10 protein-coding genes are annotated in these 11,466 nt (G+C 62.4%); 5 read left to right on the plus strand and 5 right to left on the minus strand.

From position 1 onward, the window contains the following. Nucleotides 1-191: 191 nt before the first annotated feature. The 3 genes from FHT28_RS35485 to FHT28_RS35495 all read right to left on the minus strand — a co-directional run bounded on the left by FHT28_RS35485 (nucleotide 192) and on the right by FHT28_RS35495 (nucleotide 3,084). Complete coding sequence (locus tag FHT28_RS35485; RefSeq protein ID WP_168598880.1) at nucleotides 192-929, minus strand: 16S rRNA (uracil(1498)-N(3))-methyltransferase; 738 nt, start codon at nucleotides 927-929, stop codon at nucleotides 192-194. An 18-nt stretch (nucleotides 930-947) separates the two neighbouring features. Continuing rightward, nucleotides 948-2,489 (minus strand): inorganic phosphate transporter, encoded by a 1,542-nt coding sequence (locus tag FHT28_RS35490; protein ID WP_168598881.1) that lies wholly within the window; start codon nucleotides 2,487-2,489, stop codon nucleotides 948-950. A 97-nt stretch (nucleotides 2,490-2,586) separates the two neighbouring features. Beyond that, nucleotides 2,587-3,084 carry an NUDIX hydrolase gene (locus tag FHT28_RS35495; RefSeq protein ID WP_037198946.1) on the minus strand — a complete coding sequence of 166 codons (498 nt, stop codon included), beginning with the start codon at nucleotides 3,082-3,084 and terminating at the stop codon, nucleotides 2,587-2,589. Nucleotides 3,085-3,348: 264 nt separating this feature from the next. Here FHT28_RS35495 and FHT28_RS35500 point away from each other — a divergent pair, with 264 nt between their 5' ends. Both FHT28_RS35500 and FHT28_RS35505 read left to right on the plus strand, forming a co-directional pair. Continuing rightward, on the plus strand, nucleotides 3,349-4,248 hold the full coding sequence (locus FHT28_RS35500; protein ID WP_168598882.1) for a LysR substrate-binding domain-containing protein: 900 nt from the start codon (nucleotides 3,349-3,351) through the stop codon (nucleotides 4,246-4,248). Nucleotides 4,249-4,357: 109 nt separating this feature from the next. Further along, nucleotides 4,358-5,521, plus strand: coding sequence for an adenosylhomocysteinase (locus FHT28_RS35505; protein WP_168598883.1), 1,164 nt, complete (start codon nucleotides 4,358-4,360; stop codon nucleotides 5,519-5,521). 12 nt (nucleotides 5,522-5,533) lie between these two features. Here FHT28_RS35505 and FHT28_RS35510 read toward each other — a convergent pair whose 3' ends face one another. Together FHT28_RS35510 and FHT28_RS35515 are read right to left on the minus strand one after the other, a co-directional pair. Continuing rightward, nucleotides 5,534-6,097: an O-acetyl-ADP-ribose deacetylase gene (locus tag FHT28_RS35510; RefSeq protein WP_168598884.1), complete on the minus strand. Its 564-nt coding sequence runs from the start codon at nucleotides 6,095-6,097 to the stop codon at nucleotides 5,534-5,536. 31 nt (nucleotides 6,098-6,128) lie between these two features. Continuing rightward, entirely contained in the window at nucleotides 6,129-7,028 is a 900-nt protein-coding gene (locus FHT28_RS35515) for a LysR family transcriptional regulator (protein ID WP_168598885.1), read from the minus strand. A gap of 119 nt (nucleotides 7,029-7,147) precedes the next feature. On the opposite strand from FHT28_RS35515, the gene FHT28_RS35520 reads away from it, so the two are divergent. The 3 genes from FHT28_RS35520 to glcF all read left to right on the plus strand — a co-directional run bounded on the left by FHT28_RS35520 (nucleotide 7,148) and on the right by glcF (nucleotide 11,325). Next, the gene (locus FHT28_RS35520; RefSeq protein ID WP_047561094.1) at nucleotides 7,148-8,587 is read left to right on the plus strand and encodes an FAD-linked oxidase C-terminal domain-containing protein; all 1,440 of its coding nucleotides are present in this window, start codon (nucleotides 7,148-7,150) and stop codon (nucleotides 8,585-8,587) included. Beyond that, nucleotides 8,584-9,783: an FAD-binding protein gene (locus FHT28_RS35525; protein WP_168598886.1), complete on the plus strand. Its 1,200-nt coding sequence runs from the start codon at nucleotides 8,584-8,586 to the stop codon at nucleotides 9,781-9,783. Before FHT28_RS35520 ends, FHT28_RS35525 begins: the two co-directional genes overlap by 4 nt. A 222-nt stretch (nucleotides 9,784-10,005) precedes the next feature. Next, on the plus strand, nucleotides 10,006-11,325 hold the full coding sequence (glcF, locus tag FHT28_RS35530) for a glycolate oxidase subunit GlcF (protein ID WP_092572972.1): 1,320 nt from the start codon (nucleotides 10,006-10,008) through the stop codon (nucleotides 11,323-11,325). Nucleotides 11,326-11,466: the final 141 nt, after the last annotated feature.

Below are 11,466 nucleotides of genomic sequence, written 5' to 3' on the forward strand. Positions count from 1 at the left end.
AATCAAAGCGAGCCATCACTGCCTCCAAATCAACGGAAGCAGTGAATCACAATCCATTAAAAACAAAAACTATTTTATGGGTATGTGACCTAGAGCGGTTACGCGTTTCACGGAACCGCCTGACCGCTCTATGCTATTGTTTTTACGCAATTCCGGACGGAAAACCGCTACGCACTTTTCCTGGAATTGCTCTAGTTCCAGTCGCCGATCACGGCCTGGATCACGGCCATGGCCGCGACGGCGGCCGTGTCGGCGCGCAGGATGCGCGGTCCCAAGGGGATGGCCGTGACGAAATCGAGGCTGCGCAGCAGCGCGCGCTCTTCTTCCGAAAACCCGCCCTCGGGGCCAACCAGCAACGCCAGATGCTTCTCCTTGACCTTCGTCAGCAGCGGCAATGGATTCTGGCCGGCATCGCCTTCGTCGCAATAGATGATGCGCCGCTCGCGCGGCCAGCGGGCGAGCAGATCGGCAAGCTTCACCGGTTCGGCGACATCGGGAATGCCGAGGATGCCGCATTGCTCCGCCGCCTCGATGACATTGGCCCTGACCTTGTCCAGATTGGTGATTTTGCCCTGCACATGCTGGGTCATGACCGGCTGCAGCAGGCCCGCGCCCATTTCCACGGCCTTCTGCACGAGATAATCGAGCCGCCCGACCTTCAGCGGCGCGAAGAGATAGTGCAGGTCGGAAGGGGCCGGCTGCGGCCGTGCTTCCTCGACGGGCGTGAGCTGTATGCGCTTGCGGGAGGGGAAGGAGATTCTGGCTCTCCATTCGCCGTCGCGGCCGTTGAAGATCAGCAGCTCCGCGCCGTCCTCCATGCGCAGCACGTTGGCGAGATAGTTGAACTGATCCTGATCGGCTTCGATGGCGCTGCCCGCCTCGATGTCTGAAGTCACGAACAGCCGCTGCATGCGGAAATTGGCGCGCATGGATACCTCTCGAATCCCTTAGATGAAGAGCGCGACCATAACCCAATACACGATGGCGGCAAGCACAGCCGACATCGGAAGGGTGATCGCCCAGGCGGCGATAATGGTCATGAAGTGCGAGCGGCGTACCAGGCGCCGGCGATGGATTTCGTCAGGGTTGCGTTCGTCGGTATTATTGGCCTCGTGCCAGGGGATGCCGGCGGCTTCAGCCTTGCCGCGCATGTAGGCGAGCCTCCGCCTGGAGTGGCTGGTATACCATTCGCGGAAGAAGCCGACGCCGAAGACCGACCCGACAGCGATATGGGTCGAGCTCACCGGAAACCCGAACCAGGCCGCGACGATGACGGTGAGCGCCGCCGATGTGGCGACGCAATAGGCCCGCATTGGATTGAGCTTGGTGATCTGTTCGCCGATCAGGCGGATCAGGCGCGGGCCGTAGAGCAGCACGCCGACGGAAATGCCGCAGCCGCCGATGAGGACGACCCAGTATGGGGCGTTCCGGGTGGTGGTTTCCGCCACTACGCTGAGCGAGCCGCCGAGGCCGATATCGCGAACGATCGCCGCAAGCGGACCGATTGCATTGGCGACGTCATTGGCGCCATGCGCAAAGGACATCAGCGCTGCCGCACCGATAAGCGGCAGGCGAAAAAGCTTGCGCAACGAACTGTTCTTGTTTTCGAGCCCGGTCGATTGCGCCGCCACCAGCGGTCGCGCGCCGAGCCATGTGATGACGCCGACGCCAAAGCCAAAGCCGATTGCGATATTCAGCAGGCCTGAGATCGCCCCTTTGGGCACGAGCTGCACGATGAGATAAGCGGAGAAAGCGCCGGTCATCAGCCCGATCAATATTGGGATCCAGTATCTGGCGGCTGCGAGCTTGTCGTCGCGATAGATGATGGTGCTCTTGATGAAGAAGAGGATGCTGGCGGCGATGGCGCCGCCGAGAAAAGGCGTCACGACCCAGCCGGCGGAGATGGCCGCCAGCATTCGCCAATTGACCAGTTCCGGACCGACGGCCGCGGCGCCTGCGCCGACAACGGCGCCGACGATCGCATGCGTGGTCGAAACGGGGGCTTTCAGCCAGGTGGCGAAGTTGATCCAGAGTGCAGCCGCCAGAAGTGCCGCCATCATCAGCCATGCGAGCTTGCCGCTGCTGATGATGCGGTTGGTGTCGACGATATGCGTCGAGATGGTGTTGATGACCGGCCCGCCCGAGATCGCTGCGCCGAGAACTTCGAATATGGCCGCCATGATCAGCGCTTGCGTCATGGTGATCGCGCGTGCGCCCACCGCCGCACCGACATTGTTGGCCACGTCCTTGGCGCCGATATTCATGGCCATGTAGCCGGCGAGCGCCACGGCGGCGAAGATCAATGTCGCGCGCGGCTGGTCGAGTACGTAGATACCGGCAAAAACCATGGCGAGGCCAAGGAATATCAGGCCGATGCCGGGCGCAACCAGACGCTTGGTGACATGATGGGTCGCATCCTCGACATAGGTGAATCTGTCGAGGTCCTTGTCGAGTGTCCGCTTTACTGGTGTTGCCGGCTGGTCGGGCATGCCATTCTCTGAATCGAAACCTCTCGTATTGCGCTGCCCGACGGGCGGCGCAATATGCACCCTGCATCCTGGCACAGTTTCTTGTGAGTATTGTGGCTTACTTCGTCTGTTCCACGGCGGATGTTTGCGTCATCCGCTGTGCGAAGACAAGGATGAGGTCGCGCAATTCCGGCTCGCGAACGCGCTTGACCGCTTCGTCGCTAGAGACCCATTCGATGGAGCGCTCGCCTTTTTCCTTGAAGTTCTTGACGAGTTCGCTGACTTCGAGTGCATAGACCTGCACACGGCACGGCACTTGAATGCCGTCCTTCAGCACCTTGTCGTAGCTGAACGCGCCGAGCGGCGCGGTTTCCACGGTGCCGCGCACGCCGGCCTCCTCGAAGGCTTCACGCGCCGCGACTTCATGGGAGAGCTTGCCCGGCATCGGCCAACCCTTGGGAATGACCCAGCGACCTGTATCGCGGCTGGTCAGCAGCAGCACTTCGAGATCGCGTGTCTTCTTCTTCACCCGATAACAGAGCGCGGCATACTGCTGTCGCGGCGGACGCCGAAACATCAGTTGCACATCATTCGCTATGCGGCTGAAAATGGCCAATTGTCGGTTCACCTTTTGGGGCTGGAGTGAAGGTTGTATTCTATAATAACATCGTGTGGAAAAGTTTTGCGGTCCATATGGCGGTATATGGTATTTCCCCACAAATTTATTGAGTGGTGAGTAGTTAAAAGTGGCAGGATTTGCCTTCTGATATTCGCCGGCGATTGTGCTGAAAGCGACATTCAACAGCATTTTTATGCCGCAGACGGCGCAGTTGCTTAAACGGGCCTGCTATCATACTGGAAAAAAAGATAAATCCTTGTCATGTCCCAACATGCTTCGTCCAGACGCCTGCCACCCTTGAACGCGCTGCGCGCTTTTGACGCCGTCGCGCGTCGTGGCAGCATCCTGAAGGCGGCCGATGAACTCGGCGTCGTGCGCGGTGCCGTCAGGCAGCAATTGAACGTGCTGGAAGCTCATTTCGGCGTGTCTTTGTTCGATCGGGAGAACGGCCGGCTCGTCCTGACGGCGAAGGGCAGGGCGTTCGCCGATTCCATCGGTGTCGCCTTCGGCATCCTGGCGCGGGCCTCGGCGGAGCTTGCGGCCGGGAACCGGCGCTCCATCCGGCTCGGCGTTCCCTCGGCCTTTGCTGTCTGGTGGCTGATGCCGCGCGGTGCCGATCTGCAGGCGGCACTTCAGGACATCGACATAGACATCGTGCCGATGGCGATGGTGGAGCCTCTGGCCAGACGTCCCGATCTCGAAGCGGTGGTCATGGGTGGCGAATACAGGCCGACGCGCGATATCACGGCCGTTCGCTTCATGGAGGATGAGTTCGGCCCGGTCGCGACTGCGGAGGTTGCGGCTCGCCTCGGCCTTGCCGCCGGCGTTCCGGCTTTGGCCGGCGCTGTCGCCTTGGGTAGCCGTTCCGCCCCAAGCCTTTGGAATGACTGGTTCGCGGAAAGCGGCCATGCGCTCGTCCGGTTTGCCGGCAATCGTGAGTTCGAGGATCTGCTGCTTGCGATCGGCGCCGCCCGCTCCGGCCTTGGGGTCGCCATCGCGCCGCGCACGGCTATCGGCGAGGACCTCGAGCGCGGTACTTTGGTAGCGCCCTACGGCTTCATTCGCCGGCCGGCCGGCTACAGCCTCAGCATCCGCAGCGGCGACGCAAAGGACCCGGCTTTGGCCCGGCTGGTGGATTGGTTGATCGCCGCAGGCGCTTAGCGAGCCAGTATGGCAGATTTTCTGCCATGCTGTGCATTCCAATGTCCATCGACAGGCCGCCGACCGGCATGCCAGATCACCGCATGAAACCAGCCGCCAGGAGCGCATCATGGATCAGTCTTCTTCTTTGTCCCGCATCGATTGGGTTGCCGGAAGCTGCAGGCTGCTGGCGGCGACGGCCAAGGAGTTTCATGCGACGAAGCCCTTTGCCGGTCTCACCATCGGCACCGGCATTCATCTGGAGCCGAAGACGGTCGCCCTGTTGATGACGCTGCGCGCTGGCGGCGCTGACCTCGTCTGCACCGGCAATCTCAACAGCACCCAGCCGGAAACCGTCGATTATCTCCGCGCTCAGGGCATCACCGTCTTTGCCACGCAGACAAGCAATGCCGATGAGCATGGCGCGAGCCTCGATGCGATCCTTGCCGAGAAGCCGAACTTGCTGCTCGACAATGGCGGCGACCTATTCATTCGCGCCGCCGAAAAGCCCTATGCCAATCTTCTCGGCGGCACCGAAGAGACGACGTCAGGCCGCACCCGGCTGCTGCCCCTGCGCGACAAGCTCAACATGCCGATCCTGGTTATCAACGACAGCCCGATCAAGCAATTCGCGGAAAACCGGCATGCCGTTGGCCAAAGCCTGTTCGAGAGCTATCTGCGCTTTACCAACCGCTCCACCAATGGCAAACGCGTCACCGTCTTCGGCTACGGCGCCTGCGGCAAGGGGACGGCGGCATGCTTCCGCAACGCCTTTTCCGCGGTCAGCGTCGTCGATATCGATCCGGTGACGACGCTGGAGGCGCATCTGGACGGCTTCTCGACACCGCTGCGCGAGGCGGCAATACGCTCTGCCGATATCCTCATCACAGTCACAGGCTATCCGGATATCATCACCGCGGCCGATCTGTCGCTGATCAAGGACGGCGCAATCCTGATGAATGGCGGCCATTTCCCGCATGAGATCGATGTCGAGGTGTTCCGCAACAGCCCCGAAGTCGCCGGCGTCGATCGTTATGCCGCCGAGCATATCGAGACCGTGCGCATGCGTGACGGCCGCGCCCTCCACATCCTCGGCAGCGGCCATATGGCCAATCTGGCCGGCCCGCGTCCGCTCGGCAATAGCGTCGAATCCATGGATCTTGGCTTCACCTTGCAGGCCCGCTGCCTGGAGCGCGTTGCCAAGGGCGGACTCGGCAAGGAGGCCTGCGTCATTCCCGTTCCCGCTGATATCGATGCCATGGTCGCTTCCGCCTATCTGGACCTGGCGCGCTAGCAGGCCATGCGGTCAGGCCCTGGCCAGAGCCTCCGGCAGCCATCGGTCATAGAGCCCGGCCATCTCGTCGCCGAAGCAGCAGAAGATGATTTCGTCAAAGGCGCCGTCTTGGCTTTCGGCAACGGCGGTGCGTGTCGCGATCCCGGCGGCCGGTGCAGCGGGAAAGCGATAGATGCCCGTGGAAATGGCAGGAAAGGCGATAGTCTTCAGGCCGTGCTGCCGAGCAAGGCCGAGGCTGTTGCGATAGCAGCTTGCGAGCAGATCCTCCTCGCCGTCGCCGCCACCATTCCAGATGGGGCCAACCGTGTGGATGATATGCCTTGCCGGCAGGCGATATCCTTTGGTGATCTTCGCCTGTCCGGTCTTGCAGCCGTTCAACATTCTGCATTCCGCAACGAGTTCCGGTCCTGCTGCGCGATGGATCGCGCCATCGACGCCGCCTCCGCCGAGCAGGCTGCTGTTTGCCGCATTGACGACAGCGTCGACCGAAAGCTTGGTGATGTCGCCAAGAATGACGGTGAACCGCGTCCTGGTCGTGGGGGATAGATCGGAGCGGATGCTTTCAAGGGCGGACATGCTGATCTCCTCGATCCTCGGAAAAGCTCTTCTACCGCTCCCAATAGGGTAAGGGGCCGTAAAGTTCCGTCAGGAAATCGATGAAGACCCGGACCTTTGCCGGCAGGAACTGCCGGCTCGGATAAACGGCCGAGAGGGTGACATTGTGTGACCCTTCATAGGCCGGCAGCACCTGCACGAGGCGGCCGTCCCGAAGCTCGGGGCCGACGTCCCAGGTGGAGCGCAGCGCGATGCCGAGACCGGCAATGACGGCTTCGCGGATCACCTCGCTGGAATTGGTGATCAGCTTTCCTTCCGGCCGGAAGGTCAGCCCTCCCTTCGGACCGTCGAGCCGCCACGGATCGTGATTATGCGCCGGCAGGCAGGTATGCCGGCGCAGATCCTCGATATCCTCGGGCATGCCGTGGGTAGCGATATAGGCGGGTGAAGCGCAGAGCACCCTGCGCACCGGCGCCAGCCGGCGGGCCACGAGGCTGGAATCGGTGAGTTCGGCAATGCGGATGGCAAGATCGTAGCCGCCGCCGACGATATCGACGAATTCGTCGCTCAGCACCAGATTGATCGCCAGTTCGGGATGGGCCTGCATGAAGGATATCAGGTGTGGGGCGATGTGCAGCCGGCCAAAAGACGTCGGGGCCGATATCTTCAGTGTGCCCTGCATCTGCGCCGAACGGCCGGCAATATAGGCTTCCGCCTCTTCCAGCCCGGCGAGGATGGCAAGCACCCGGTCGTAGAAGCCCTGGCCGGCTTCCGTCAGCGAAATCTGTCGTGTCGTGCGCTGCAGCAGCCGCGTGCCAAGCCTGTCTTCCAGGCGCTTGATGCGCTTGGAGATGACAGCCGGCGAAAAGCCGAGCGCGCGGCCGGCGAGCGACATGCTGCCCGTTGCGACGACGCTGGCGAAGATTTCGAGATCCCCTAGGTTTGTGGTCATTCGCAACTATTTCCTGTTTTGGAATAAATGCTTATCATTTGCGCCGATTTTGGGAAGGCGGTAAGCGTGTTATGCGTTAAAAGAGGCTGCGTCGAAGTCGGATGCAGGAGGAGGACGACATGGCCGAGGCCATTTCATTTCTGGAGCCGCGCGCGGACGTTCTTGCCCGCCGCAGCGCCATCGTTGCCGACCTTGCCGATCTTCTGGCGCCCGAATGTCTGATCCATGAGGCGCGCGAGCTCGTCCCGTTCGAAACCGATGCCTTCGTCTCCTACCGTCGCGTGCCGCTCGCTGTTGCGCTGCCGCGCTCGACGGCTGAAGTGGCGGCCGTGATGAAATACTGCCATCGGTACGGCATTCCCGTCGTGCCGCGCGGCGCCGGCACCTCGCTTTCCGGCGGCGCCATTCCGCAGGAAGATGCCGTTGTGCTCGGCCTTTCCAAGATGAACCGCATCCTCGACATCGATTTTGCCAATCGCACGGCGACGGTGCAGGCCGGCGTCACCAACTTGAGCGTCTCTGAAAGCGTCTCGGCCGATGGTTTCTTCTATGCGCCGGACCCGAGCTCTCAGCTCGCCTGCACCATTGGCGGCAATGTCGGCATGAATTCCGGCGGCGCGCACTGTCTGAAATACGGCGTCACGACAAACAATCTGCTCGGCGTCAAGCTGGTGCTGAGCGACGGCACGATCATCGATCTCGGCGGCAAGGCGCTGGATGCGGCGGGCTACGATCTGCTCGGCCTCGTCTGCGGCTCGGAAGGCCAGCTCGGCATCGTTACCGAGGCGACGGTACGGCTGATTGCCAAACCCGAGGGTGCCCGGCCGGTGCTGTTCGGCTTCGACACGTCGGAGGAGGCGGGTGCCTGCGTCGCCGATGTCATCGCGGCCGGCATCGTTCCCGTCGCCATCGAATTCATGGACAAGCAGGCGATCGAGATCTGCGAGGCCTTTGCCCATGCGGGATATCCGCTCGACGTCGGCGCTCTGTTGATCGTCGAAGTCGAGGGCTCGGAAGCCGAAATGGACGACATGCTGAAAAGCATCGTCGACATCGCCCGCAGTCATAACGTCAAGACCGTGCGCGAATGTCAGTCGGCGACGGAGGCGGCGCTGATCTGGAAGGGCCGCAAATCCGCCTTCGGCGCCACCGGCCGCATTGCCGACTACATCTGCATGGATGGCACCGTGCCGCTCAGCCAGCTCTCCTATGTTCTGCAAAAAACCACCGAGATCGTCGATCGCTACGGTCTGCGGGTCGCCAACGTCTTCCATGCCGGCGATGGCAATATGCACCCGCTGATCCTGTTCGACGCCAACGATCCCGAGGAGGCGGCCAAGGCGGAGGCGGCCGGCAACGATATTCTGCGGCTCTGCGTCGACGCCGGCGGCTGCCTCACCGGCGAACACGGCGTCGGTATCGAGAAGCGCGACCTGATGCGGCATCAATATGCGCAGGTCGATCTCTACCAGATGATGGCGGTGCGTGCGGCTTTCGACCCGGGCTGGATCCTCAATCCCTCCAAGGTCTTCCCGCTGGATGGACGCAACGCGGCATGAGCGAATTCCATCCGAAGACGGAGGGGGAGGCGGCCTCCATCATCAGCGACCATGCGGCGCGCGGCGCGGCCTTGGCCGTTGTCGGCGGCAATACGCGCTCCGGCTTCGGCAATACGGTTGCCGCCGAAGCCACACTGTCTTCGCGCAGCCTCACCGGAATCGTCGCCTATAATCCCGGAGAGATGGTGATGACCGCGCGTGCGGGCACGCCGGTTGCCGAGATCGAAGCGGCACTGACCGAAGGCGGCCAGATGATGGCCTTCGAGCCGATGGATCACCGGCCGCTGATGGCGACCGAGGGCGAGCCGACGATCGGCGGCGTCTTTGCAGCCAACATTTCCGGCCCGCGCCGCTTCGTCAGCGGAGCCGCGCGCGACAGCCTGCTTGGCGTCCGCTTCGTCAATGGCAGGGGCGAGATCGTCAAGGCCGGTGGGCGGGTGATGAAGAATGTCACCGGCCTCGATCTGGTCAAGCTGATGGCGGGCTCGCATGGCACCCTCGGCCTTCTGACCGAGGTCACTTTCCGCGTGCCGCCGCGAGCGAAGACGGAAGAGACGATCATCGTTTCCGGCCTCAACGACGCCGAGGCGGCCAATGCGATGGCCGCCGCCATGGCGCTGCCGCTCGATATATCGGGGGCAGCCCATCTGCCGCTTACGGTCGGCTGGTGCTTCCTGGACGGCAAGCTGCCGGAAGGCGAGGCGACGGTGTTGCGCATCGAGGGTCTGCCTGGCTCCGTTTCGGTAAGAGCGGAGAAACTGATTGCCGCCATGAGCCGCCTTGGTCGGGTGACGCGTCTCGCGGAAGAAGAAAGCCACAGGCTTTGGCGGCAAATCCGCGATGTGAAGCCCTATGTCGATGGCACGATGCGCCCCGTCTGGCGCGTGTCGGTCGCGCCCGGCATCGGCCACCAACTCGTTGCCGCGCTTCGCCTGGAAGCCGGCGTCGATGCCTATTATGATTGGCAGGGCGGTCTTGTCTGGATGCGGATGGAGGCGGAGCCGGAAGGTGACGTGCTGCGCCGCTATATTCATGCGCTGGGTGGCGGCCATGCGACCTTGCTGCGCGCCACGCCGGCCCACCGCGCGACGACACCAGCCTTCCAGCCGGAGCCAGAGGCCGTGGCGCTGCTTTCGGCGCGCGTGAAAGAAAAATTCGATCCGGCGGGAATTTTTAATCCCGGGAAGATGGGGTGATGCGGATGGCGTCTTTGGCTTGGCCCCCCCTCACCCTAGCCCTCTCCCCGTGGGGGAGAGGGGATCACCCGATTCTGCGCCGCTTCTCGATGCCCTCGCTGGCAAGAAGACGGCGAGAGTGCCTGTCTCCCCTTCTCCCCTCGGGGAGAAGGTGCCCGATAGGGCGGACGAGGGGGCTCTGCGCGGTTTTCTCTTCATCGGTGAGAAAGTAGGGAAAGCCTGATGCAAACCAATTTCACCCCTGCCCAGCTTGCCGATCCGCATGTGGCCGAATCCGAGGCCATTCTGCGCAAATGCGTGCATTGCGGCTTCTGCACAGCCACCTGTCCCACCTATGTGACGCTTGGCAACGAACTCGACAGTCCGCGTGGCCGCATCTATCTCATCAAGGATATGCTGGAAAACGGCAGGCCCGCCGATGCCGAGGTAACAACGCATATTGACCGCTGTCTTTCCTGCCTCGCCTGCGCGACCACCTGTCCCTCGGGTGTCGACTACATGCACCTGATCGACCACGCCCGCGTCCATATCGAGAATACCTACAAGCGCCCGCTGATGGATCGGCTAACCCGCAATGTGCTGGCGGTCGTTTTGCCGTATCCCGGCCGTTTCCGGCTGGCTTTGCATCTCGCCAGCCTTGCTCGGCCGCTTAAAGGTGCGTTGAAACGCATCCCGGCGCTGAAACCCTTTGCCGCCATGCTCGATCTTGCGCCCCGCACGGTTCCTGCACCCTCCGCGTTTGCCAAGCCCGGTCGGCACGAGCCGCAGGCGGAGCGACGAGGGCGGGTGGCTATCCTGACGGGTTGCGCCCAGCCGGTGCTCGATCCGGGGATCAACGAGGCGACGATCCGCCTGCTGACGCGCCTCGGCGTCGAGGTGATCGTGCCGCAGGGGGAAGTCTGTTGCGGCTCGCTGGTGCACCACATGGGGCGGGAAGAGCAGGCGCTTGCCGCCGCCCGTGCCAATGTCGACGTGTGGATGCGCGAGATCGAGGCCGGAGGGCTCGATGCGATCATCATTACTGCATCCGGCTGCGGCACGACGATCAAGGACTATGGGCACATGCTGCGCCTCGATCCCGCCTATGCCGAAAAGGCGGCCAGGGTTTCGGCGCTTGCCAAGGACATCACCGAATATCTCGCGAGCCTCGATCTGCCCTCGCACATGCCACGCGGCATCGCGGTTGCCTATCATTCCGCCTGCTCCATGCAGCATGGGCAGAAGATCACCATGGCGCCGAAACTCCTGCTGAAAGCGGCGGGCTTCACGGTGCGCGACCCGGCGGAAGGGCACCTCTGCTGTGGTTCGGCCGGCACGTACAACATCATGCAATCGGAGATTTCAGCCGAGCTGAAGGCCCGCAAGGTCAGGAATCTCGAAGCGACGAGAGCCGATGTCATCGCGACAGGCAATATCGGCTGCATCACGCAGATCGCGACGGCAACGGGCATTCCCATTCTGCATACGGTCGAATTGCTGGATTGGGCCTATGGCGGCGACATGCCGGCAAAGTTGAAGGGACTGGAGCCTGCGGCAGCCTAGAGCAACTCCAGGAACGGTGCGTAGTGGTTTCCGTCCGGAAGTGCGTAAAAACAATAGCATAGAGCGGTTGGGCGATTCCGTGAAATGCGCAGCGCTCTAGCACTACTTTGGCAGATTAACCGGCCATTTACGATGATGGGC

Origin of the sequence: Rhizobium sp. SG570 (assembly GCF_012275345.1) — a bacterium.
In the GTDB taxonomy this organism is placed as follows: domain Bacteria; phylum Pseudomonadota; class Alphaproteobacteria; order Rhizobiales; family Rhizobiaceae; genus Rhizobium; species Rhizobium lusitanum.